Source organism: Polaromonas sp. P5_D5 (assembly GCF_054049435.1).
In genome coordinates this window covers 699,858-723,891 of the sequence record NZ_JBFUMJ010000002.1, presented here as the reverse complement: position 1 = coordinate 723,891, position 24,034 = coordinate 699,858, and the positions used below count along the sequence as shown (strand labels likewise).

The 24,034-nt window shown below is 63.0% G+C and carries 23 protein-coding genes; 9 read left to right on the top strand and 14 right to left on the bottom strand.

Annotated elements, in window-relative coordinates:
• The first annotated feature begins 11 nt into the window (after window positions 1-11).
• Window positions 12-848 (top strand): CAP domain-containing protein, encoded by an 837-nt coding sequence (locus tag ACXJKE_RS10095; protein WP_457280445.1) that lies wholly within the window; start codon window positions 12-14, stop codon window positions 846-848.
• A gap of 26 nt (window positions 849-874) precedes the next feature.
• Here the strand turns inward: ACXJKE_RS10095 and ACXJKE_RS10090 are convergent, their stop codons facing one another.
• From ACXJKE_RS10090 to ACXJKE_RS10075, 4 genes are all read right to left on the bottom strand, one after another.
• Window positions 875-1,621: a hypothetical protein gene (locus ACXJKE_RS10090; RefSeq protein ID WP_457280444.1), complete on the bottom strand. Its 747-nt coding sequence runs from the start codon at window positions 1,619-1,621 to the stop codon at window positions 875-877.
• 62 nt (window positions 1,622-1,683) lie between these two features.
• Window positions 1,684-2,046, bottom strand: a complete 363-nt coding sequence (locus tag ACXJKE_RS10085; protein ID WP_457280443.1) for a carboxymuconolactone decarboxylase family protein — start codon at window positions 2,044-2,046, stop codon at window positions 1,684-1,686.
• On the bottom strand, window positions 2,043-2,267 hold the full coding sequence (locus tag ACXJKE_RS10080; protein WP_457280442.1) for a hypothetical protein: 225 nt from the start codon (window positions 2,265-2,267) through the stop codon (window positions 2,043-2,045). Before ACXJKE_RS10080 ends, ACXJKE_RS10085 begins: the two co-directional genes overlap by 4 nt.
• 201 nt (window positions 2,268-2,468) lie before the next feature.
• Window positions 2,469-3,893 (bottom strand): coniferyl aldehyde dehydrogenase, encoded by a 1,425-nt coding sequence (locus ACXJKE_RS10075; protein WP_457280441.1) that lies wholly within the window; start codon window positions 3,891-3,893, stop codon window positions 2,469-2,471.
• Window positions 3,894-4,104: 211 nt separating this feature from the next.
• Between ACXJKE_RS10075 and ACXJKE_RS10070 the strand changes: the two genes are divergently transcribed.
• The 7 genes from ACXJKE_RS10070 to ACXJKE_RS10040 all read left to right on the top strand — a co-directional run bounded on the left by ACXJKE_RS10070 (window position 4,105) and on the right by ACXJKE_RS10040 (window position 11,058).
• Window positions 4,105-5,100 (top strand): DnaJ C-terminal domain-containing protein, encoded by a 996-nt coding sequence (locus tag ACXJKE_RS10070; protein ID WP_457280440.1) that lies wholly within the window; start codon window positions 4,105-4,107, stop codon window positions 5,098-5,100.
• On the top strand, window positions 5,097-5,411 hold the full coding sequence (locus ACXJKE_RS10065) for a chaperone modulator CbpM (protein ID WP_457280439.1): 315 nt from the start codon (window positions 5,097-5,099) through the stop codon (window positions 5,409-5,411). Before ACXJKE_RS10070 ends, ACXJKE_RS10065 begins: the two co-directional genes overlap by 4 nt.
• A 77-nt stretch (window positions 5,412-5,488) precedes the next feature.
• Window positions 5,489-6,589, top strand: a complete 1,101-nt coding sequence (locus ACXJKE_RS10060; RefSeq protein WP_457280438.1) for a DNA alkylation repair protein — start codon at window positions 5,489-5,491, stop codon at window positions 6,587-6,589.
• Window positions 6,590-6,767: 178 nt separating this feature from the next.
• Window positions 6,768-7,274, top strand: coding sequence for a CreA family protein (locus ACXJKE_RS10055; RefSeq protein WP_457280437.1), 507 nt, complete (start codon window positions 6,768-6,770; stop codon window positions 7,272-7,274).
• 110 nt (window positions 7,275-7,384) lie between these two features.
• On the top strand, window positions 7,385-8,104 hold the full coding sequence (locus tag ACXJKE_RS10050) for a glutathione S-transferase N-terminal domain-containing protein (RefSeq protein ID WP_457280436.1): 720 nt from the start codon (window positions 7,385-7,387) through the stop codon (window positions 8,102-8,104).
• Between the two features lie 59 nt (window positions 8,105-8,163).
• Window positions 8,164-10,056, top strand: a complete 1,893-nt coding sequence (locus tag ACXJKE_RS10045; RefSeq protein ID WP_457280974.1) for a hybrid sensor histidine kinase/response regulator — start codon at window positions 8,164-8,166, stop codon at window positions 10,054-10,056.
• A gap of 288 nt (window positions 10,057-10,344) precedes the next feature.
• Window positions 10,345-11,058, top strand: coding sequence for a YebC/PmpR family DNA-binding transcriptional regulator (locus ACXJKE_RS10040; protein ID WP_457280435.1), 714 nt, complete (start codon window positions 10,345-10,347; stop codon window positions 11,056-11,058).
• Window positions 11,059-11,094: 36 nt separating this feature from the next.
• Here the strand turns inward: ACXJKE_RS10040 and ACXJKE_RS10035 are convergent, their stop codons facing one another.
• The 4 genes from ACXJKE_RS10035 to ACXJKE_RS10020 all read right to left on the bottom strand — a co-directional run bounded on the left by ACXJKE_RS10035 (window position 11,095) and on the right by ACXJKE_RS10020 (window position 16,368).
• Window positions 11,095-12,027, bottom strand: coding sequence for a histone deacetylase family protein (locus ACXJKE_RS10035; RefSeq protein ID WP_457280434.1), 933 nt, complete (start codon window positions 12,025-12,027; stop codon window positions 11,095-11,097).
• Window positions 12,028-12,303: 276 nt separating this feature from the next.
• A complete protein-coding gene (gene clpB / locus ACXJKE_RS10030) occupies window positions 12,304-14,904 on the bottom strand; it encodes an ATP-dependent chaperone ClpB (protein ID WP_457280433.1) in 2,601 nt (866 codons plus the stop codon).
• A gap of 305 nt (window positions 14,905-15,209) precedes the next feature.
• Window positions 15,210-15,611: a hypothetical protein gene (locus ACXJKE_RS10025; protein WP_457280432.1), complete on the bottom strand. Its 402-nt coding sequence runs from the start codon at window positions 15,609-15,611 to the stop codon at window positions 15,210-15,212.
• A 184-nt stretch (window positions 15,612-15,795) separates the two neighbouring features.
• On the bottom strand, window positions 15,796-16,368 hold the full coding sequence (locus tag ACXJKE_RS10020; protein ID WP_457280431.1) for a molybdenum cofactor biosynthesis protein MoaE: 573 nt from the start codon (window positions 16,366-16,368) through the stop codon (window positions 15,796-15,798).
• Between the two features lie 318 nt (window positions 16,369-16,686).
• Here ACXJKE_RS10020 and dapA point away from each other — a divergent pair, with 318 nt between their 5' ends.
• Window positions 16,687-17,598, top strand: a complete 912-nt coding sequence (dapA, locus tag ACXJKE_RS10015) for a 4-hydroxy-tetrahydrodipicolinate synthase (protein WP_457280430.1) — start codon at window positions 16,687-16,689, stop codon at window positions 17,596-17,598.
• A 19-nt stretch (window positions 17,599-17,617) separates the two neighbouring features.
• Here dapA and moaD read toward each other — a convergent pair whose 3' ends face one another.
• The 6 genes from moaD to ACXJKE_RS09985 form a co-directional block, all read right to left on the bottom strand.
• Window positions 17,618-17,869 carry a molybdopterin converting factor subunit 1 gene (gene moaD / locus ACXJKE_RS10010; protein ID WP_457280429.1) on the bottom strand — a complete coding sequence of 84 codons (252 nt, stop codon included), beginning with the start codon at window positions 17,867-17,869 and terminating at the stop codon, window positions 17,618-17,620.
• A gap of 22 nt (window positions 17,870-17,891) precedes the next feature.
• Complete coding sequence (locus ACXJKE_RS10005) at window positions 17,892-19,175, bottom strand: molybdopterin molybdotransferase MoeA (RefSeq protein WP_457280428.1); 1,284 nt, start codon at window positions 19,173-19,175, stop codon at window positions 17,892-17,894.
• 60 nt (window positions 19,176-19,235) lie between these two features.
• Window positions 19,236-19,784: a molybdopterin-guanine dinucleotide biosynthesis protein B gene (gene mobB, locus ACXJKE_RS10000; protein WP_457280427.1), complete on the bottom strand. Its 549-nt coding sequence runs from the start codon at window positions 19,782-19,784 to the stop codon at window positions 19,236-19,238.
• Window positions 19,785-19,879: 95 nt separating this feature from the next.
• Entirely contained in the window at window positions 19,880-21,295 is a 1,416-nt protein-coding gene (thrC, locus tag ACXJKE_RS09995) for a threonine synthase (protein WP_457280426.1), read from the bottom strand.
• Entirely contained in the window at window positions 21,295-22,617 is a 1,323-nt protein-coding gene (locus ACXJKE_RS09990) for a homoserine dehydrogenase (protein ID WP_457280973.1), read from the bottom strand. The genes thrC and ACXJKE_RS09990 overlap by 1 nt, the downstream gene beginning before the upstream one ends.
• Before the next feature lie 96 nt (window positions 22,618-22,713).
• Window positions 22,714-23,937 carry a pyridoxal phosphate-dependent aminotransferase gene (locus tag ACXJKE_RS09985; protein ID WP_457280425.1) on the bottom strand — a complete coding sequence of 408 codons (1,224 nt, stop codon included), beginning with the start codon at window positions 23,935-23,937 and terminating at the stop codon, window positions 22,714-22,716.
• Between the last annotated feature and the right edge of the window lie 97 nt (window positions 23,938-24,034).

The window sequence follows — 24,034 nt, the reverse complement described above, 5'->3', positions numbered from 1 at the left end:
CCGCAGCATGCGTGGCACTGACCGCCTGGCTGGCCGCGGCCAGCCAGGTACACGCACAGCCAGCCCCCTCAAACCACCCAACCCTGCTGCGCGAGCTGAACCGGGTACGGGAGGACGGTTGTGACGGGCGCGGCGCCAAGGTTTCCCTGCTGCGTGAAAACAGCGCCCTGTCGCGGGCGGCACAGCTCATGGCCGGCGGCCGCACGATGGACGAGGCGTTGAAAGCTGTCGACTACCGCGCCGTGCGGACCGCACAGATTGCCGTGCGCGGCGCGACCGGCCCCTCAGCGCTGGCGCGCAGGACCCTGGGCAAATCATGCAGCGCAGTCATGCATGCCGAGCTCGCTGAAGCCGGTTTCTACCAGCGCGGGGCACAAACCTGGGTCATTCTGGCCGCCCCCTTCTCGCCTCCCGCGGCGGCCCAGGCCGGCGATGTGCAAGCGCGGGTGCTGGCTTTGGTCAATGAAGCACGCGCCAGCCCGCGCCGCTGCGGTGCGCAGTCCTTCGCGGCCGCAGGGCCGCTGCAATACAGCCCCATGCTGTACAGCGTTGCCGGGTTGCATGCCGCAGACATGGCGCGTTACAGCTACTTCAGCCACACCGGGCGCGACGGTAGCGATGTGGCCAGCCGCGCCGCACGCGCAGGCTACGGCTGGAAGGCCATCGGCGAGAACATCGCCGCGGGGCAGATGCAGGCCGACACCGCCGTGCAGGGCTGGTTGAACAGCCCCGGCCATTGCGCCAACATCATGGCGCCGGCGTATACCGAGATGGGCACGGCCTTTGCGGTCAACACCCAAAGCAGCGCCGGTATTTACTGGGTACAGGTGTTCGGGGCGCAGCGGTAAGTCACCTTGCCCGGGGCGCCCTGCTGTCAGTGTTTTTCAAACGCCGCGTTGAGGCGGCGCAGCAAGGGCTTGTTCAGCTCGCGTGTGTGCCTGTTCCAGCGTTCCATGGACCGCTGCAGCTCAATCTGCAGGCGCGCGCTGGTGGCGGTATCCCCGTTCATCGCGGCCCAGATGGCGTATTCAGCGCGGCTTTCAAAGCTGCCGAAACGCTCCACGGCGGATTCAAACTCCGCTTTCGCGTCCACACCCCTGCCGGCGCCGCCCAGCGCCTGGGCAAGCAGCAGCGACACCAGCTCCGCGCGAAAGGCGGGATCGGTCTTGCGGATGAATTCAAGGTGGGTGATGGCCTCGGCATAACGCTCGCAGGCGAAATAGGCCCGGGAGGCGCCCAGCCTGATCTCCAGGTCGGAAGCGAACGGGCCCTTGAGGCATGCGTCGTAACTCTGCGCTGCCTCCAGCGCCTGGCCGGCTTCGAGCAGCGCGGAGGCCAGCCGCATCTGGTTCTGCGCGGTGGGCGTGTAGTCAAACGCGGCGTGCGCTTCCCGCAGCTCGCGCGTCGGGTCCAGTGTTTTTGCGGCTGCGGCCACGACCTTGCGCGCGCCGCGCTCCAGCCGCGAATCCGGCAGGTAGACCGCCAGGAAGTAGACGAGGCTGCCCAGCATGGGAAACGAAAACAGGATGATCAGCCAGTACATCTGCTGGCCGCTACGCAAGGCATGAACGGCAAAGAACACCGCCACAATGAAATGAAGTCCCAATCCGACAAAAGGCATGGCCCATCCCTCCAGTTATTTTGGGGGGATTCTAAAGGGATGGTGAAGGACGCATCAACCTTTCAATTGCCGGCGGGAAGCGCCTCTTCGTTCCCACTTTCGTCAAACAGGCGCAAGGCGAGCAAGCCGTGCCCCACACTGGCGCCTGCGCGCACGGCAGCCGCAACCAGAACCACTTCCGCCAGCTCCTCGCGCGTCACGCCCAGCCGCCTGGCCGCACGGGTGTGCACGTCCAGGCAATAGCCGCACTGGGTGGTGAGTGCCACCGCCAGGCAAACAAGCTCCCGCACACGGGGCTCAAGACGGCCGCCTTCGCGCTTGGCCGCATGGTCAAACGCGAGGAAAGCCTGGGCCTCCACAGGCGCCAGCCGCACGAAGGCTGGCGCCAGTTGCAGGTCTTGGGGTGACTGGTAACCGGCGCTCATGGCTGGCCTTTGCTGTCTGCTGACCTGCGGCGCCGCGCGATGGTTTCAAACAGGCCCACAAGCCAGCACATCGGGCAGCCACGCATCAACACCAGCGCGCCCGCGAGAGGAAGCAGCGCCCACAGGGGATGCACCTGGAAAACCAGGGCGGCACATGCAAGCAGGGCCAGCGCGCCTATCCCGCGCAGCACATGCTGGGTGACCGAAGTGCTACAGAACATGGGCACCTCCGGTGGATGCGGTGCCACCCATGGTGCCGCCCGGCGCACAATCAGGAAGATTTCGTTGCGGAAAAAACATCAGGAGCTCCTTGTCGGTGGTTGATACCGGCAAAGAGGCCCACATTCAGCAAAAGGATTCGGGTTTCCTCAAAGAAATTTGAACGGCGCCATCACCAGAACGCCAGCCCTTCAGGTCAAACCTCAGATCAAGCGCTTGAGCAAGCCCATCACCTGGTCAAAGCGTTTGCCATAAGGCGGATAAAACAGGTCGCCCCTCGCCCACTTTGACTGCACCATCACCGGCTTTTGCTGCGTCAGCCGCAGGAAACCGGTTTCGCCGTGGTAGCTGCCCCAGCCGCTTTCGCCCACACCGCCGAAAGGCAGGTTCTCGTGCGCGATGTGCATCAGCGTGTCGTTGACAGTGACGCCGCCGCTCACGGTGCGCGCCAGCACGTGGTCGCGGGCACCGGCGTCGGTGCCAAACCAGTACAGCGCCAGCGGCCTGGGGCGGGCGTTGACATAGCCAATCGCGTCATCGATCGACGCATAGGGAATCACCGGCAGGATGGGGCCGAAGATTTCCTCGCTGAGCAGTTTCGAGCCGGCGGGCACATCGAACACCAGCACCGGCGCCATCTGGCGCGACGCCGCGCCCACGCCGGGCGCACCGGCCTGGATGGTTTGCAGGCGCGCGCCCTCACCTTCGGCCTGGGCCAGTAGCGCCTGCAGGCGTTCATGGTGGCGCGGGCTGATGATGGCGGCGTAATCGGGGTTGCCGGCGATGGTGGGAAACAGCGTGGCCACGGCGCGCGCAAAGGCTTCGCCAAACGCGGCTTCACTGCCCTTGGGCAGCAGCACGTAGTCGGGCGCGATGCAGGTCTGGCCGGCGTTCAGCAGTTTGCCGTGGGCGATCTTGATGGCGGCCTTGTCGATGTCGCAGGACGCGTCGATGATGCAGGGTGACTTGCCGCCCAGTTCCAGCGTGGTGGGCGTGAGGTTGGCGGCGGCCGCTTCGGCGACCTTGCGGCCCACGGCGGTGGAGCCGGTAAAAAACAGGTGGTCAAACGGCAGCCCGGCAAATTCGGCGGCCAGGACGCCGTCGCCCTGCACCACGCAGAGTTCATCAGGTGCGAAGGATTGTTCAATCAGGGCCGCCAGCAAGGCAGAAGTTTTCGGCGTCAGCTCACTGGGCTTGAGCATGACGCGGTTGCCGGCCGCCAGCGCGGTGATGACCGGCCCGAGCGACAGCTGCACCGGGTAGTTCCACGGCGACACCACGCCCACCACGCCCAAGGGCTGGCGCTGCAGGTAAGCCCGCGCGGGCTGCAGGTACAGCGGCGTGCGCACTTTCACGGGTTTCATCCACTTTGGCAAATGCCGCAGGGTACTGGACAGCAGCGAGCGCAGCACAAAGATGTCGGCGATTTCGGTGAGCTGGGGCGACCGCACGCCAAAGTCTGCGTTGACGGCCTGTGCCAGCGCGCTGCCGTGCTCATCCAGCAAAGCACGAATACGCAGCAGTCGGTCACGGCGCAAGGCCAGCGGAACCTCTGTCTGTGCCCGGCTGGCCTGGTGCTGGGCTTCGAACAATGTGCGAAGGACGGACGGAGGTGTGCTGGAACTCATGCGGCCATGATAGGGGCCACAGGGGCAGCGCAGTAGGGACGCAACTCCAGCAGCACTGCGGGTTGACCCTGAGGCACTTGACCCCATTTACAGACCTGATGCAGAACCTGTTGACGGTCTAAACGGGTTCTCAGGCATTTGGCTGACAACCGCGCCGGCACTTATCCGCTATGGTGGCTGGCAGGTAAACCATCCCTGATGAAAGTGTTTCATGGAATTCAAGGATTACTACAAGGTCATGGGCGTAGAGCGCAGTGCCACGCCCGACGAGATCAAAAAGGCACACCGCAAGCTGGCACGCAAATACCATCCCGACGTCAGCAAGGAAAAAAACGCCGAGGCACGCTTCAAGGAAATCGCCGAAGCCTACGAGGTGTTGCGCGATCCTGAAAAGCGCACCGCTTACGACCAACTGGGCGCCAACTACCAGGCCGGGCAGGACTTCCGCCCGCCACCGGGCTGGAACCCGGGGCAGGCCTCCAGGGGTGCCACCGGCGCTCCCCATTTTGGCGGAGCCGAAGGTTTTGACCACAGCGACTTTTTCGACGCGATCTTCCGCGGCATGGGCGGAGGGCCGCAAGGCCGGGGTGGTTTTGACGATATGCGCGGCAGCCGAAGCTTTGACATGCATGGCCAGGACCAGCACGCCAAAATCCAGATCGACATCGGCGACTCCTACAGCGGCGCCACGCGCAAGCTGCAGTTGCGCATGCCGATGGAGAGTGAAGCCGGCGTGACGATGCAGGACCGCAGCATCGAGTTCGTCATCCCCAAGGGCATACGCGCAGGCCAGCACATTCGCCTGGCGGGCCAGGGCTCTCCCGGTATGGGTCAGGGCAGCCCGGGCGACCTTTACCTGGATGTTGAATTTCTGCCGCATGCCCTGTACCGTGCCGAGGGCCATGACGTGTACATGAATCTGCCCGTCGCGCCATGGGAAGCCGCGCTGGGCGCCGAGGTGGAAGTGCCCACGCCCACCGGCGAGGTGGAGCTGAAAATCCCGGCGGGCTCTGCCGGCGGGCGCAAGCTCAGGCTCAAGGGACGCGGGCTGCCGGGCAAGACCCCGGGAGATTTTTATTTTGTGCTGCAGGTGGTCTTGCCGGCCGCGGACACGGATGCGGCAAAGAAAGCGTACGAAGACATGGCGGCGGCATTCAAGGCCTTCAGGCCGCGCACCGCCCTGCAAACCTCGGGAGCCAAGGCATGAACACCCCCACCCGCTACCTCGCCGGCTTCATCCTGGAAGACCAGGATGAACTCACCCTTGACGATCTCTGCCGGGCCTGCTCCGCGCAGTCGGAGCTCATCGTGGACCTGGTACACGAAGGCCTGCTGGCGCCTGTGGGAGAGGCTCCTGAGGTTTGGCGCTTCACCGGCGTGCACTTGCACCGGGCCACCGTGGCCGTGCGCCTGCAGCGCGACCTGGGGGTGAACCCAGCCGGTGCGGCGCTGGCACTGGAACTGATGGACGAGCTGGACAGCCTGCGCCGACAGCTGCACCGTCTGCAGGACAACTGACCCACTGGCGCGGGCAATCTTTTATATAGGACAGATCATGGCGCTCGCTGCCAAAGCACCGTGGGAGAATTCGCGCCATGTCCACCGAAGCCGCGCCGGCCCTGAAAAACATCTTTGACAAGGTGCGCTATCGCCACATCGCGGCAGAAACCACCGCGGTCTACCCGCGTTTTGACGGTAAAAAATTTCTTGCACTCGCGCTCCCTGGCCTGGACGAGCTCTCGCTGATGCAGCGCCTGCGGCGCACCAGCGAGTGCCTGCACGCCACATTGCCGGCTGACTTCCCAAAAGCCATCGCCATCCTGCGCAAGCTGGCCCCGCGCATCAACAGCGGCTTCGTCACGCTGGTACTGCCGGACTATGTGGGCCTGTATGGGCGCGATGATTTCGACACCTCCATGGAGGCGCTGAAGTTTTTCACCGCCTTCGGGACCTCGGAGTTCGCCATCCGTGAATTCATCCGCCAGGACCCTGCGCGCACGCTGGCCGTGATGAAGGCCTGGGCCAAAGACGGGAGCGAGCACGTGCGGCGCCTGGCCAGCGAAGGCAGCCGCCCTCGCCTGCCCTGGTCTTTCAGGCTGGATGCGCTGATGGCCGACCCCGAACTTGCCGCGCCCATCCTGGAATCGCTGAAGTCCGACAGCAGCCTCTACGTACGCAAGTCGGTGGCCAACCACCTCAACGACGTCACCAAGCTGCACCCCGACTGGGTGCTGGAGCGCCTGAAGAGCTGGCCACTAGACAACCCGCACACCGCGTGGATTGCCCGGCACGCGCTGCGCACACTGATCAAGCAGGGCGACAGGCAGGCGCTGGGTGTGATCGGCGCCGGTAAAAAGGCGGACGTCGGCATCAGCGGTTTGTCCATCACCCCCAAGAAACTCACCCTGGGCGAGCGGATGTCACTGTCGTTCACACTGCAATCCACCTCGCGCCAAAGCCAGCGGCTGGTGGTGGACTACGCGGTGCACTACGTCAAGAAATCGGGCAGCAGCTCGGCCAAGGTATTCAAACTCAAGGAGTTAACGCTGGCCGCCGGCGAAAGCGTGCAGCTGTCGCGCAGCCAGGTCGTGCGCGACTTCACCACCCGTGTGCACCATGCCGGGCGGCACGCGGTGGACATCATGGTCAATGGGGAACGCCTTGCGAGCGGGCATTTTGACCTGGTGAAGACCTGAAATGGCTACAGCCCAATAAAGACAAGCGCAAGCAGCTATCAAATATATAGCAATCCAATATACTACCTTGTCGCAGGGCCGCGCAGCCCAGGCACCTGACGGCGGGCTTTGTACAGTAGCTACCTGACGCCCTCCCGCCGCCCTTCCGATTCCCATACCAAGCACCAAGGACATGTTCATGCGCCAACTCACCCTGCAACGATTCAGCCCCGCCTATTGCGCCCTCAGCCTGGTGCTGCTTCTGTCCGCCTGCGGAGGCGCCGGCGGTGAAGAGATCGGCGCGGTCGACACGGTCTTCAAATTCATCGGGCCGGACCACAAGATCGTGGTGGAAGCCTATGACGACCCCAAGGTGAGCGGCGTCACCTGTTATGTCTCGCGCGCCAAGACGGGCGGTATCAAGGGCGCATTCGGCGTGGCCGAAGACAAGGCCGAAGCCTCGATAGCCTGCCGGCAGACCAGCGTGATCAGTTTCCCGGGAGGCAAACCGATCGAGAAGCAGGAAGAAATGTTCAGCGAACGCATTTCGCTGGTCTTCAAAAAGCTGCGTGTGGTGCGCATGGTGGACACCAAACGCAACACCCTCGTCTACCTCACCTATTCCGACCGCGTGATCGAAGGTTCGCCGCAGAACAGCGTGACAGCGGTTCCGGTGCCGGCGGGCACGGTGATTCCGGTGAAGTAAAGGCCCGGCTACGGTCTTCGCGGCTGGCGGGTCTGAATACCCCCGCTGGCCAGCGGGACTAGCGTACTGTGCCATCGGCGTTTTCGCTTTTGACAACAGAATTCCGACCCATGACCCAAACCACCGCCACCTCCCTGAGCGATTTCCCCATCACCCGGAAATGGCCCGCCCAGCACCCTGACCGCATCCAGCTGTATTCGCTGCCCACGCCCAATGGCGTCAAGGTATCGATCATGCTGGAAGAGTGCGGCCTGCCCTACGAGCCGCACCTCGTCGACTTTGGCAGCAACGACCAGATGTCGCCGGCATTTCTGTCGCTCAACCCGAACAACAAGATCCCGGCCATCCTCGATCCGAACGGTCCTGGCGGTAAACCGCTGGGCCTATTCGAGTCCGGCGCGATCCTGATCTACCTTGCCGAGAAGACCGGTAAATTCCTGCCAACGGACGCAGCTGCCCGTTACGAAACCATCCAGTGGCTGATGTTCCAGATGGGCGGCATCGGCCCGATGTTTGGCCAGCTCGGCTTTTTCCACAAGTTCGCCGGCAAGGACTATGAAGACAAGCGCCCGCGTGACCGCTATGTCGCCGAATCCAGCCGCCTGCTCGGTGTGCTGAACCAGCGGCTCGAAGGCCGCAGCTGGATCATGGGCGACGACTACACCATTGCCGACATTGCCACCTTCGGCTGGGTGCGCAACCTGATCGGGTTTTATGGCGCCGGTGAGCTGGTGGAGATCCAGAAATTCCCCAACGTGACGCGCGTGCTCGACGCGTTTGTGGCGCGCCCTGCGGTCGTCAAGGGGCTGGGCATACCCGCGCGCGGCTGACGCCCCCACGCGAACACGGCGGACAGGCCGGGATGGTCAAATTGGCTATCATGGCGGGCATGTCCGCCAAGCCAGCTCCTAGCCCGGAACAGATTACAACGGACCGCTTTCGCCTGCTGGTGGATGCGGTGCAGGACTACGGCATCTTCATGCTCGACACCGCGGGCAACGTGATGTCCTGGAATATCGGCGCCCAGCGCATCAAACAGTACCGGGCCGACGAGATCATCGGCCGGAATTTCTCCACCTTTTACCCCCCTGAGGCCGTCGCCGCCGGATGGCCCGCCGAGGAATTGCGCCGTGCGGAAAGAGATGGGCGCTTCGAGGAAGAAGGCTGGCGCATCCGCAAGGACGGCAGCCGTTTTTGGGCCAATGTCGTCATTACCGCGCTCAGGGACGAGAACGGACAACTCGCCGGCTTCGGCAAGGTCACACGCGACCTCACGGAACGCCGGGCTCACGAGGAAGCGCTGCGCGAGAGCGAGGAACGCTTCAGGTTCATGATCGAAGGGGTGCGGGACTACGCGATCTTCATGCTCAGCCCCGACGGCGTGATCGAGAGCTGGAACAGCGGCGCGCAGCTCATCAAGGGCTACAGTCCGAGCGAAGTCATCGGCAAACATTTCAGCCTGTTTTACCGTCCTGAAGACCTTGAGGCCGGCAAACCCCAAGCCGAACTGAAGGCGGCCCTGGAGCATGGCCGGGCTGAAGAAGAAGGCTGGCGCGTTCGGCGGGACGGCTCGGTGTTTTGGGCCAATGTGGTGATCGCCCCGGTGTATGACACGGGCCGGCAACTGCGCGGCTTTGTCAAAGTCACACGCGACATGACCGAAAGGCGGCGCCTGCACGAGCTGGAAAAATCCAGCAAGCGCATGAGCGAGTTCCTGGCCATGCTGGCGCACGAGCTGCGCAACCCGCTGGCCCCCATCCGCAACGCCATCACCATCCTGCAACTGGAACCCTCCCCCAGCCCGCTGGTTCGAAGCAGCCGCGACATGATTGACCGGCAGCTCACGCACATGACACGCCTGGTTGACGACCTGCTCGATGTCGGGCGGCTGACCACCGGCAAGATCCGGTTCAAGACGGAGCAGGTTTCCTACAACCAGGTGGTGGCCCGCTCCATTGAGGCCGTGCGCCCCTTGTTTGATGCGCGGCGCCACCGCCTGAAGGCAGACATCCCGGCCGCGTCGCCGCTGGTGCAGGGAGACGCCACACGGCTTGCCCAGGTCCTGCAGAACCTGCTGGTCAATGCCGCAAAGTACACCCCCGAGGCGGGCCTGATCGAGCTGAAAGTCTGGCAAGAGGGCACGCAGCTCTACACCTCGGTCCGCGACAACGGGCTGGGTCTGTCGTCCCAGGCGCTCAGCCAGATCTTCGAGCTGTTCTCCCAGGGCGACGCGCAGACAGCCGCGCGGGAAAGCGGGCTGGGCATCGGCCTGACGCTGGCACGCTCCCTGGTGGAAATGCACGGCGGCGCACTGCATGCTGAAAGCGAGGGCCCAGGCCGCGGCAGCACATTCACTTTTTTCCTGCCCAATGCGCAGACAGGCGTGCACGGCACCGATGACGCAAGCGGTCCGGGCGCGGCCATCCTGGTGGTGGACGACAACCGCGACGCAGCCAATAGCCTGGCGGAGATTCTCAGGCTGATGGACTGCCAGGTGAAAGTGGCCTATGACGGCCCCGCTGCGCTGGAGATGTTTCGCCAGCAGGCACCCCAGGCCGTTTTGCTGGACCTCGGCATGCCGGGAATGAACGGCTACGAGGTGCTGGCAGCCCTGCGCGCCCTGCACGGCGGCGAGCAGGTGACGGTCGCGGCCCTCACCGGCTTCGGCACGGACGAAGACAAAAGCCGCGCGCTGGCCGCCGGGTTCGACGAGCACCTCACCAAGCCGCTGGACTTTACCGCCCTGCAGGCATTTCTGCAGACCGCCGGCGTGGTGGTTTGAGCGTTTGGGCGGCCAGGAAGGCTGTTTCTGCCCCTTTTCAGGCATCAAAAATGTCTGCAGCCTAATAACACCGTGCGCCAGCAGCTATCAAATAGATAGCAATTTCAGGAATGCCAATGTGTGTAGCTCGCCCGCAAGGCCCGCCGGCAGGCCGCCGCGGCCATGGGTGTATAACCAGAGCCCCCGGTCCCGCGCTTTTTCCTCATCCCGCGCGTGGCCGCTCACCTCACATCAATAAGCATCAAGCCGGGCGCATCGGGCGCCACGACACACCAAGGAAGATCAAACATGGGCGCGCAGTGGAAAGCAAAAGGCAAGGAACTGGCCGCAAATGCCAAGGGCAAGGTATTTGGAAAACTGGCCAAGGAAATCATGGTGGCCGCGCGCAGCGGTGCCGACCCGTCATTGAACGCCCGCCTGCGGCTGGTGGTGGAGCAGGCCCGCAAGGTCTCCATGCCCAAAGACACGCTGGAGCGCGCCATCAAAAAAGGCGCCGGCCTCACGGGCGATGCGGTTCATTTTGAACACGTGATCTACGAAGGTTTTGCCCCCCACCGCGTGCCGGTCATGGTCGAATGCCTGACCGACAACCTGAACCGCACCGCATCCGAAGTTCGTGTGCTGTTTCGCAAGGGGCAGCTGGGCACTTCCGGCTCGGTGTCCTGGGATTTTGACCACGTGGGCATGATTGAAGCCGAACCTGCCGCAGCAGGCGCCGACCCCGAGCTGGCCGCCATTGAAGCGGGCGCCCAGGACTTTGAGCCGGGCGAAGAAGAAGGCACCACCCTGTTCCTGACCGACGCAGTCGACCTGGACCTGGTGAGCCGCGCACTGCCGGCCCAGGGTTTCAGCGTGCTGTCGGCCAAGCTGGGCTACAAGCCGAAAAACCCGGTCGATCCGGCAACCCTCAGCGCCGCCGAACTCGAGGAAGTCGAAGCCTTCCTGGCCGCCATCGATGCCAATGACGATGTGCAGACCATTTATGCGGGCCTGGGCAGCTAGGGCCTGTCTGTTTGCGTTCCCCGGGCGTTTCCCGGGTCAGTTGCCCATCAGCGCGCGCACATGCGCCGCCGTGCCGCTGGCCAGGCCTTCCATGCTGTAGCCTCCCTCGAGGACGGAAACCACACGGCCCTCGGCGGTTTCATCGGCCACCTTCATCAACTCCCGGGTGATCCAGTGGTAATCGTCGTCCGTGAACTTCAGGCCGCCCAGCGGATCCAGATGATGGGCATCGAAGCCCGCGGAGATGATCAGCAGCCCGGGCGCAAACTTGCGCAGGGCCGGCAACAACTGGTCGGTCATCGCGGCGCGGAAGGCGGCAGACCCGGTGCCCCGCGGAAACGGCACATTCACGATGTTTCCAGCCACGCCGGTTTCATGGCGCGCGCCGGTGCCGGGGTAAAACTGGGACTGGTGGCAGGAACCGTAGAACAGGTCCGGGTCGTCGTAGAACGAGTTCTGCGTGCCGTTGCCGTGGTGCACGTCGAAGTCCACCACCGCAACACGCTGGATGCCGTGCCGCTCGCGGGCATGCAGCGCTGCAATGGCCGCCTGGTTGAACACGCAAAAACCCATGGCCTGGTCGGCCTCGGCATGGTGGCCGCAGGGGCGGGTAGCGCAAAAAACGTTGCTCGCCTCCCTTGTCACCACATCGTCCACGCCGGCACAGGCCGCACCCACGCAACGCATCACCGCCTCCAGCGAGCCCGGCGACAGGATGGTGTCACCGGCATCGAGCGCGCGGTAACCCTCGGCCGGCGACACAGCCTGCACTTGCTCCACATAGCCGGGTGTGTGCACGTGGAGCACCTGATCGAAGGAGCCCAGCGGCGCATCGCGCCAGAGCGCCTTCGCAAACTCCGGTGTCTTCAGTGCCCGCAGCACGGCTTCGAGACGCTCGGGCGACTCCGGGTGGTGCGGGCCGGGACGATGGTCGAAACAGGCTTCGTGGGTGTAGATCAGGGTGCTCATGGGCGTTTGTCTCCTTTGCAGCGCCGGCGCCGCCATGCAGTCGATGGCTTTCATGGCTGCGGGTTTTTGTACGGTCTTGCGAATGACTTTAACGGATCCTGTCAGCAAGCCGCTCTGCCAGCCGCTTCAGACGGCGAGCAAGAAAAAACCCGTTACCTGCGTGTGCAGGAACGGGTTTTTGTCTTTTTCACATCAAAAATAGCCACCAGCCCCCGGCTGGTAAGCGCGAGCAGCTATCAATCCGATAGCAAGCTGCAGGCGCCGCTCAGCCCGGCCTCACCCGGCCGCCGCTTCGAAGCTGAACACCCCCGGATTCTGGATCGGGTCCACATCCACCGGGATGGTGCTCTTGGGCGGGAACTTGCCCTCAAGCAATAACTTCGACAGCGGGTTTTCAATGCGCTGCTGAATCGCACGCTTGAGCGGACGCGCGCCAAACACAGGGTCGAACCCGACCTTGGCGAGCTCGGCAATCGCCGCTTCCGACACCTCCATGTTGAGGTCCATCTTCTGCAGACGCGCTATCAGGGTACGCAGCTGGATGCGGGCGATGGACTCGATGTTTTTCGCGTCGAGCGAATGGAACACCACGGTCTCGTCGATACGGTTCAGGAACTCGGGCCGGAAGTAGTTCTTCAGCTCGCCCTCTACCGCCTCTTTCACATCCTCATACGGCTGTCCCACCATGGACTGGATGATGGGCGAGCCGATATTGCTGGTCATCACGATCACGGTGTTCTTGAAGTCCACAGTGCGGCCCTGGCCATCGGTCAGGCGGCCATCGTCCAGCACCTGCAGCAGCACATTGAAGACATCGGGGTGGGCTTTTTCCACCTCATCGAGCAGCAGCACGCTGTAGGGCTTGCGGCGCACGGCTTCGGTCAGGTAGCCACCCTCCTCGTAGCCCACGTAGCCCGGAGGCGCGCCGATCAGGCGGGCCACGGAATGCTTTTCCATGAACTCGCTCATGTCGATGCGGATCAGGTGGTCTTCGCTGTCGAACAGGAAACCCGCCAGCGCCTTGCACAGCTCGGTCTTGCCGACGCCGGTGGGGCCCAGGAACAGGAAAGATCCCGTAGGCCGGTTCGGGTCGGAAAGACCCGAACGCGAGCGGCGGATGGCATTGGCCACGGCGCCGATGGCTTCGTCCTGGCCGACCACACGCTCGTGCAGCTTGCCTTCCATGAGCAGCAACTTGTCGCGCTCGCCCTGCATCAGCTTGCTGACGGGGATGCCGGTGGCGCGCGCCACGACCTCGGCGATCTCTTCAGCGCCGACCTGGGTGCGCAGCAAGGTGGGCGCACTGGACTTTCCCTTGCTGGCTTCGCTAGCCTGCGCTTCTTTGAGGCGCTTTTCCAGCTCGGGCAGCTTGCCGTATTGCAGCTCGGCGACTTTGTTGAAGTCGCCCTTGCGGGTGAATTCCTCGATCTGGAAGCGGATGCGGCCGACTTCTTCCATCACGTCCTTGGAGCCGAGCGCCTGGGCTTTTTCGGCCTGCCAGATTTCATCGAGGTCGGATATCTCCTTTTGCAGCTTGGCGATCTCCTCTTCAATCAGGTCGAAGCGCTTTTTCGAAGACTCGTCTTTTTCGCGGCGCACGGCTTCGCGCTCGATCTGTAGCTGGATCAGGCGGCGGTCGAGTTTGTCCATGACCTCGGGCTTGGAGTCCATCTCTATCTTGATCTTGGCCGCGGCTTCATCGATCAGGTCGATGGCCTTGTCGGGCAGGAAACGGTCGGTGATGTAGCGATGGCTCAGCTCGGCCGCGGCCACGATGGCCGGGTCGGTGATCTGCACGCCGTGGTGCTCTTCGTATTTCTCTTGCAGGCCACGCAGGATGGCAATCGTCGCCTCCACGCTCGGCTCGCCCACCAGAATCTTCTGGAAGCGGCGCTCCAGTGCGGCGTCTTTTTCGATGTACTTGCGGTATTCGTCGAGCGTAGTGGCGCCGACGCAATGTAACTCGCCGCGTGCCAGCGCAGGTTTGAGCATATTGCCCGCGTCCATGGCGCCTTCTGCCTTGCCGGCGCCCACCATGGTGTGCAACTCGTCAATGAAGACGATGGTCTGGCCTTCGTCCTTGGCGAGTTCGTTGAGCACGGTTTTCAGGCGCTCTTCAAACTCACCGCGGAACTTGGCGCCGGCCAGCAGTGCGGCCATGTCCAGGCTCAGCACACGCTTGCCCTTGAGCGAATCCGGCACCTCACCGGCCACGATGCGCTGGGCCAGGCCTTCTACGATGGCGGTCTTGCCGACGCCGGGCTCGCCGATCAACACGGGGTTGTTTTTGGTTCGGCGCTGCAGCACCTGGATCGCGCGGCGGATTTCATCGTCGCGGCCGATCACCGGGTCGAGCTTGCCCAGGCGGGCGCGCTCGGTCAGGTCCGTGCAGTATTTCTTGAGGGCTTCGCGCTGGCCTTCGGCGTCGGCGCTGTTCACGCCCTGCCCGCCGCGCACGGCGTCGATCGCCGCTTCCAGCGCCTTGCGGGTCAGGCCGTTTTCTTTGGCCAGCCGGCCCACGTCGCTCTTGCTGTCGGCCACAGCCAGCAAAAAGAGTTCACCTGCAATGAACTGGTCGTTGCGCTTGATGGCTTCTTTTTCAGTGGCCTGCAGCAGCCTGGCGAGGTCGGGGCTGACCTGGATCTGGTCCTGGCCCTGCACCTGCGGCAGTTTTTTAACGGCCGCATCAGCTGCCTGCGTGAGGCCGCCCACGTTGACGCCGGCTTTTTCAAGGAGGGCACGCGGGCCGTCTTCCTGGCGCAGCATGGCTGCCAACAGGTGAACCGGCTCGATATAGCCGTTGTCGTTGCCCAGCGCGAGGGACTGCGCATCGCTCAGGGCTTCCTGGAATTTGGTGGTTAATTTGTCTTGTCGCATTGAATTTGACTCCGCAAAGGGGCTCCGGGCTCACAAAGGAGCGGTTATTGCCGAGTTTGGGGCTTTTACGCCCCTTTTCAAGTCATCTAGCAGCAAGCAAGGCAAGCCATTGGGCCGCGTTTGATGTGCGTCAAGCCCGCCCGGTTCAGGCGTTGCCGGACCACCTTGTCCAGCGGCTTCGGGATCCACCAGCCAAAGACGCCTCGCTGCCCTTGGGAAAAGAGCCACTGCCGGTCACAGAGATCAAGGTGTTTTTGCTTGCGTGAAGCGCAACGGCCTGCTACCTGAACTTGAAAACCGCCAAACTACTGCGCCCTGACCTTGATAATTCCTGCCGCAGCCAGCTCCGCAACAGCCGTTCTTGCAAATTTGCCCGCCACGCTTTTGCTGTCACTGCCGATGGGCGTACCTCCCTTGATTTCAACGGACCAAGGCTTTGTGCCTGGCGGTGATTCCTTGAAGTGAACGGAAACAACCAGAACAGCCCCTGGACCCGTTATGGTGTGGTGAGTCCCAGTGACCCGGATACGAATCTGCGCATCATCGCCGCGCGTTGCACCGCCGTCTTTTAGCGCTGTTTCAATCTGGGCAGTCATTTGCCCCCGGATTTCAGTCAGCAGCTCTTCGACCTCTTTCCTGGCAGATACGACATATGCGCCGCTGACAGGCGGAGGGGAATAGCCGTAAGTGGAAACGGTGACGGCCATGGGTATGGCGCCAGGATTGACCCACACAACTTCGGCGCTGCTTACCCGCCTGGTCTGCACATCGGGTGTTTGTCGCGTGATATTGCTTGCACAACCAGCCAAGCCTATGAAGCAGATAAACAGCGATAGAACTCTGTAACAACGAAACATAAATACCTTCCAGAGAAATCAGAAAATTGCGGGGCTAAGCGTTTCGGGCCGAAATTCCCCATTTGGCCAGCGCCGCATCGTCGGTGACGCGGGCATCCACCCAGCGGGCGCCTTCCGGCGTTTCTTCCTTCTTCCAGAACGGCGCCTGGGTTTTCAGGTAGTCCATCAGGAATTCGCAGGCCTTAAAGCTTTCGCCGCGATGGGCTGACACTACGGCCACCATCACCACCTGGTCCAGCGGCTGCAGCAGGCCCACGCGGTGCACCACGCGCGCGCCAAAGATGTCAAAGCGTGCCATCGCTTCGTCGATCATGGCTTCGATGGCTTTTTCGGTCATGCCGGGGTAGTGTTCGAGCTCCATGGAAAGTACTTCTCCCGCGCCGGCCGACGAACGCAGCGAAGGGCCGCCCCGAGCAAGTTCAGCCCCCTCGGGGGGCAGCGAGGACACGCCAGTGCCGAGCGTGGGGGCCATATTGCGGTCCCGAACCGTGCCGGTGAAGGTGCAGACGGCGCCGACGCGCTTGTCGTTTGCGCGCAGCGCGGCAACTTCATCGGCGAGGTTGAAGTCGTCGGTGGTGATGAGGACGCGGGGGGGAGACTGGGCCATAGTGGCAATTTTGCCACTGGGCCAACCAGGCCGGTGCATATTCAACGCCGAAACAGTGCCACAGCCCGGCCCCTCAAGTAATATGGCTGCATGACTGGCCACATTCACCTTCTTGCCAACCGGACGCACGACAGCGCCCGCGGCTTTGAGGCGTGCGCCAGCAAATCGAAAAAACCGTTGCTCATTTGACCGGGGCTGCGGTTCCGTCGTCGAATGAGCGATGGAGCCGCCGGTTACTTTTTCAGAGTCTTTTGCGGACACCTTCTCTTGTTCTGATGACGGCCTTTTTAGCCGGTCAGTTTTTTGGGATGTGTATTCATGCAAACAGTGCTCAATGCCGAGCAGGCAAATCAAGCCACTCAGGCAACTCACGATTTCTCGGGACTCTGGATCCCGCTCGTTACCCCGTTTGACCAGGACAAGGTCGACTACGGTGCCTTGAAGCGCCTGGTAGCGCACTACCAGGCCAGCGGCATCGCCGGGCTGGTGGTATGCGGCTCTACGGGTGAAGCTGCCGCGCTCAGCGATGAAGAGCAACTAGAGGTGCTGCAAACCGTGATGGCCGAAGCCCCCGACCTGCCTGTGATCATGGGCTTGTCGGGCTATCACCTGGGCAAAACAGTGGCGCGCGTTCGTGCTTTGAGCCCACTGAACCTCGCGGGCATCTTGCTGCCGGCGCCCAGCTATATCCGGCCCTCGCAGGCGGGCCTGGTCGAGTGGTTTACCACCCTGGCCGATGCCAGCGCGGTGCCGGTGGTGCTTTACGACATCCCCTACCGCACGGGCAGCCAGATGGCGCTTGAGACCATCCGGGCGCTGGCGGCGCACCCGCGCATACAGGCCGTCAAGGATTGCGGGGGTGACCCGGCAAAAACGCGGGCACTGATCGCCGATGGGCAATTGCAGGTGTTGGCCGGTGAGGATGCGAACATCTTCGCGACTGTGGCAGCAGGCGGCCGGGGCGCTATCGCGGCAGCGGCGCATTTGCATACGTCGCGATTTGCGGAAATTGTTCAGTGCCTTCGAGCGGGTGACGTAGCTGGGGCCGAGGCTTTGTGGAGACCGCTGCCGCCGCTGATTGAAGCCCTGTTTGCAGAACCCAATCCGGGCCCGCTCAAGGCATTGCTGGCGCGACAGAGTTTGCTGAGTGACGAGTTGCGCAGCCCGATGACGCGCGCGTCTGCGGCGCTGGTGGAGCGGCTTGTGAAGCTGGATGCGCTGGTGGTTTGAGCCGCCGAGAGTGAGTGAATCAACCGCCGGTGACGGGGGGAAAGAAGGCGACTTCGCAGCCCTCGCTGAGTACAGCCGACTCATCGCTCATGACCTGGTTGAGCGCCATGCGCACCGATTTGCCGCGCGCAAGCGCTGCAGCGTGCGCGGGCGTGGCCGCCAGCAACTCATCGCGCAGCGCGGCCAGCGTAGCGGCAGAAGTGTCGCGCAACTCGCTGCCCTGCCCTATGGCTTCGCGGATCGAGGCAAAGTATTTGACGGTGATTTTCATAGGGGTCTTACCGGGAATGCCCTCACGACATCAAGGCTGAAAACGGAAGGAACTGCACCACGTCCCCGTGCGCGATGGTCTGGCCTGCCGGGTTGTCGATCACGCCGTCGCCCCAGACCGCCGAGGTCAGCACGCCGGAACTCTGGTTGGTGAACAGTTCCAGCCCGCCGGACGCGTTGCGCCTGACGCGCAGGAATTCACGGCGCTTGTCGGCTTTGGGCCAATTGAAATGGGCCGGCGCCGCAATCGGGCTGACGGCGGTTTGCACAGCCCCTTGCAACTTGAGCAGGAAGGGCCGCACCAGGACCAGGAAGGTCACAAAACTGGACACCGGGTTGCCAGGCAGGCCGATGAAGTGGGAGCCTGCAATCTTGCCGTAGGCGAAGGGCTTGCCCGGCTTCATGGCGATCTGCCAGAGCGCCAGTTCGCCCAGCGCCTGCACGGCAGGCTTGATATGGTCTTCTTCGCCCACCGACACGCCACCGCTGGTGAGGATCAGGTCGTGCTGCTCGCTGGCGCCCTTGAGCGCGGCGATGGTGGCGTCCAGGCGGTCGGGCACGATGCCCAGGTCAGTGACCGTACAGCCCAGGCGCAGCAGCAGCGCACGCAAAAAGAAGCGGTTGGAGTTGTAGATGGCGCCGGGCTTCATGTCGGCGGGTGCAACCTCGCCAGGCATGACAAGTTCGTCGCCCGTGGAAAACAGGGCGACGCGCACCCGGGGCGCCACCTGCAATCTGTCGAAGCCGATGCTGGCGGCAAGACCAAGCGAGGCCGGCGTCAGGCGCTCGCCACAGTGCAGCACCACGGCGCCGGCAGCGACGTCTTCGCCCCGACGGCGAATCCACTGGCCCGCTCTGGGCGCTGTCTGAATGCGCACGCCGGCCTGGCTTTCGCTGCCGGCGTTGACCGTCTCGCAGTCTTCCTGCATGACCACCGCGTCGGCGCCCGGCGGAATGGGGGCGCCGGTGAAAATGCGCGCCGCAGAGGCTGGCGCGAGCATGTGGCCGCTGCTACCGGCCGGAATGCGCTGGTTGACCTGCAGCACCGCATCGGCCGACCAGTCGGCAACACGCACCGCATAGCCGTCCATGGAACTGTTGTCGTGTGCCGGCACATCGAGGCTGGACACCAGGTCCTGGGCCAGCACCCGGCCGTCGGCATCGAAGGTGGAAACCGTCTCGGCACCGGGCAGCAATGCCGCGCGGCCCAGCAACTCGGCCAGCGCCTGGTCCAGCGGCTTCAAGGGGGCCCGGCCGGGCTGCGGCGCAAGCGCCGGGCCGGCGGGCGCGGAGGAAACAGAACTCATGGTCGGGGTGTCCGGAACAAAAACATGAACGGAACGAAAAAAGCCTGCTTTGGCGAATGTTTAACCGAAACGGTCTTCAAACGAATAGGCAAAGCGTTCCTGATTGTTGACCAGGTACTCCGCCACGGCGTCGGCGTCGTCCAAATCCAGCACCGGGCGCAAGGTTGCTTGGGGCAGCTTGCCGGGTGCATCCGTGGCAACGGCGACGATGAAGTCGTCGTCCGGGTAGAGCGGGGGCTTGCCGGCATAGTCGGCCGAAGGCGCACGCCAGACTTCGATCTTGAGCAGGTCGCTGCTCTTGAAGCCCTCTACCAGGACCCAGTCCACGCCGCCATACAGCTCGGCGATCAGCTGGTGAACGGTGAGCTCGGACGGCTTTTCAAATTCACGCATCAGCGCAAGCCGGTTTGGCGAGGCCACGACCACTTCAAAGGCACCGGCCTGGCGATGCCGGAAAGTGTCTTTGCCGGGATGGTCAATGTCGAACTTGTGGTGCGCATGCTTGACCACCGACACGCGCAGGCCTCTGGCCTTCAGTGCCGGGATCAGCTTTTCGACCAGTGTCGTCTTGCCCGAACCGGAATACCCGGCAAATCCGACCACGTTCATGATGTCGCTCTCACAGAAAGAAAGGCCGAAAGACGCCCAGGCCGCTATTAAAAATATAGCTGCTTGCGCAAGTCAGATATGGGCTACAGCCCGATTTAATGCACATTGTCGGCAATGTAGCGTTTGATCACAGCTGCATCGGCCGGCAGCACCTTGACGCGTTTCGGCAAGGCCTCAATGCCTTCGAACTTCGCCGGCCGCGTGGGCAATTGGCCCAGGGCTTCTTCAATGGTCGCCGCGAACTTGATGGGAAGCGCAGTCTCCAGCACGATCATGGGCACACTGGGTTGCAACTGCTCGCGCGCCACCTTCACGCCGTCGGCGGTGTGGGTGTCGATCATGGTGCCAAAGCGCTTGTAGGTGTCGCGGATGGTGGCCAGCCGGTCGGCATGGGTGCTCTTGCCGCTCACAAAACCGTAGCGCTGCGCGGCCGACTTGAAGGCTGCCTCCGCGCTCAGGTCAAAGTAGCCCTGGCTGCCCAGCTGGTCATGGAAAAGCGCCTTCGTCTTGCCGCCGTCACGGCCCAGCAGGTCAAACACAAAGCGCTCGAAGTTCGAGGCCTTGGAAATGTCCATGGAAGGGCTGGAAGTTTCGTGTGTGTCGGCACTGCTGCGCACGCGGTACACGCCAGTGCGGAAGAACTCGTCGAGCACATCGTTTTCGTTGGTGGCCACCACCAGCTTGGCGATGGGCAGGCCCATCATGCGGGCGACGTGGCCGGCGCAGACATTGCCGAAGTTGCCGGAGGGGACCGTGAAGTTGACCTTCTCGGTGTTGTTGCTCGTGGCCTGGAAATAGCCTGCAAAGTAGTAGACCACCTGAGCCATCAGCCTCGCCCAGTTGATGGAGTTGACCGTGCCGATCTTGTACTGGCGCTTGAAGGCCAGGTCGTTGGACACGGCCTTGACGATGTCCTGGCAGTCGTCAAACACACCGTCGACGGCGATGTTGTGGATGTTCTCGTCCTGCAGGCTGAACATCTGCGCCTGCTGGAAGGGGCTCATGCGGCCGTTCGGCGAAGTCATGAAGACGCGCACGCCCTTTTTGCCGCGCATGGCGTATTCGGCCGCGCTGCCGGTGTCGCCGCTGGTGGCGCCCAGGATGTTGAGCTCTTCACCGCGGCGTGCCAGTTCGTATTCGAACAGGTTGCCCAGCAGCTGCATGGCCATGTCCTTGAAGGCCAGCGTGGGGCCGTTGGAGAGGGCTTCGAGGTAAAGGCCGTCTTCAAGCTTTTTCAGCGGGACGATGGCTTTTGTGCCGAACACCTCTTCGGTGTAGGTCTTGTTGCAGATAGCCTTGAGGTCGACGGCGGGAATGTCGTCGACGTAGAGCGAAAGAACCTCGAACGCCAGTTCAGCGTAAGGCAGGCCACGCCACTTCTGCAGCGTGGCAGCATCCACCTGCGGATATTGCTCGGGCAAGTAGAGGCCGCCATCAGGCGCGAGACCTTCGAGCAGGATTTCACAAAAACGCTTGCGTTCGGCGTGGCCGCGGGTGGAGATGTACAGCATCAGGCCAGCTCCTCCTTGCGGATGCGCGTGATGGGCGCCAGCACCGTAGGCAGCGCCTGCATTTGCGCCAGGGCTTCGTTCATCTTCGCTTCCACGCACTCATGCGTGAGGATGATGAGGTCGGTGTGCGTGGAACCCACGCCGCCCACTTCATCGGCTTCGCGCTGCAGCACGGCGTCAATGCTGATGCCCGTGCCGGCCAGGATGCCGGTGACCTTGGCCAGTACACCGGCCTGGTCTGCGACTTTGAGGCGCAGGTAGTAGCTGGTGACGACTTCGGACATGAGCACCACAGGCAGGTCGCTCATCGCATCGGGCTGGAAGGCCAGGTGCGGCACGCGGTGCTCGGGATCTGCGGTGTGCAGACGGGCGATGTCCACCAGGTCGGCGATCACGGCGCTGGCGGTGGGCTCGCTGCCCGCGCCCTTGCCGTAGTACAACGTGGTGCCGACGGCGTCGCCCTGCACCACCACGGCGTTCATCGCGCCTTCAACATTGGCGATCAGGCGCTTGGCCGGCACCAGGCTGGGGTGCACACGCAGCTCGATGCCATTGGCGGCGCGCTTGGTGATGCCCAGCAGCTTGATGCGGTAACCGAGTTGTTCGGCATAGCGAATGTCTTGTGCGGCCAGGCCAGTGATGCCTTCGACGTAAGCCTTGTCGAACTGCACCGGGATGCCGAAGGCGATCGCCGACATCAGCGTGACCTTGTGGCCGGCGTCCACGCCTTCGATGTCGAAGGTGGGGTCGGCTTCGGCGTAACCCAGGCGCTGCGCTTCTTTCAGCACGACGTCGAAGTCCAGGCCCTTGTCGCGCATCTCGGACAGGATGAAGTTGGTGGTGCCGTTGATGATGCCCGCGATCCACTGGATGCTGTTGGCAGTGAGGCCTTCGCGCAAGGCCTTGATGATGGGAATACCGCCGGCCACTGCCGCTTCAAACGCGACCATCACGCCCTTGCGGTGGGCCGCTGCAAAGATTTCGGTGCCGTGCACGGCCAGCAGCGCCTTGTTGGCGGTGACTACGTGCTTGCCGGCTTCGATGGCTTCAAGCACCAGCTGTTTGGCGATGCCATAGCCGCCTATGAGTTCGATCACGATGTCGACGTCGGGGCTGGCCACGACCTTGCGGGCATCGTCAACCACCTGCACGCCGGGGCCGACTGCGGCCTTCGCGCGCGCCACGTCGAGGTCGGCCACCATGGTGATCTCAATACCGCGGCCTGCGCGGCGGCGGATTTCCTCCTGGTTGCGCTGCAGCACGTTATAGGTGCCGCTGCCCACGGTGCCAATACCCAGAAGGCCTACGCGGATGGGGCTCAAATTCGTCGGTTTCATAGTCGCTGAGGTCTTGCTTTACGTTGATTTGGAGTCCTGCCCTCAAAAGAGCGAGGAAGAGGAATGGGGCCGAATGCAGGGTCAAGTTCGGTTGTTGCGGTAGTTCTCGAGGAACTTCGCAATGCGGCCAATGGCTTCGCGCAGGTCTTCCTCATGCGGCAGGAAGACGATGCGAAAGTGGTCCGGTTCGGGCCAGTTAAATCCCGTGCCCTGCACCAGCATGACCTTGGTCTCCTTGAGGAGCTCCAGGAAAAACTGGCGATCGTCCTTGATTGGGTAGACCTTGGGATCGAGACGGGGAAACATGTAGAGCGCAGCACTGGGCTTGACGCAACTCACGCCCGGAATGGCGGTGATCAGCTCATAGGCCAGGTCGCGCTGGCGGCGCAAGCGCCCGCCTTCGCAGGTCAGGTCGTTGATGCTCTGGTAGCCGCCCAGCGCAGTCTGGATGGCCCACTGGCCGGGCACGTTGGAGCACAGTTTCATGTTGGCCAGCATGTTCAGGCCTTCGATGTAGTCCTGCGCCTGCTTCTTGGGGCCGGACACCACCATCCAGCCGGCGCGGTAGCCACATGAGCGGTAGCTCTTGGAAAGCGAATTGAAGGTCACCGTGAGCACGTCAGTCGACAGGCTGGCGATGGCCGTGTGCTTCACACCGTCGTACAGCACCTTGTCATAAACCTCGTCCGCGAGAATGACCAGGCCGTGCTCGCGTGCAATGGCAACGATGCCCTTGAGGAGGTCGTCTGAATACAGCGCGCCCGTCGGGTTGTTGGGATTGATGACCGCGATGGCCTTGGTCTTTGGCGTGATCCTGGCGCGGATATCGTCCAGATTGGGCATCCAGCCATTGCTTTCATCACACCGGTAATGCACCGGCGTGCCGCCCGAGAGGCTGGTGGAAGCCGTCCACAGCGGGTAGTCTGGCGCCGGCAGCAGCAGCTCGTCGCCGTCGTCGAGCAATGCGTTGGTGGCCATCGAGATCAGTTCGCTCGCGCCGTTACCGAGGTAAATGTCGTCCAGCGTCACGCCCTTGATGCCCTGCTTCTGGGTTTCGTGCATCACGGCCTTGCGCGCCGCGAAAATGCCCTTGCTGTCCGAATAACCGGCCGAGGCAGGCAGGTTGCGGATCATGTCCTGCTGGACTTCTTCGGGCGCATCAAAACCAAACACCGCTAGATTGCCAATATTGAGCTTGATGAGCTTTTGGCCTTCTTCTTCCATCTGCTTGGCGGCATCCATGATCGGACCGCGGATGTCATAAAGGACATTGGCCAGCTTGGCAGATTTGGTGATCGGTTTCATGCGGTTTTATCGGTATGTGGGCAAGGCCTCGGGGCCCACCATGCTGGCAACGGGGAAGAAGCGTCAGCACTGCGGCGGGAAATTCGGGCGGAATCTA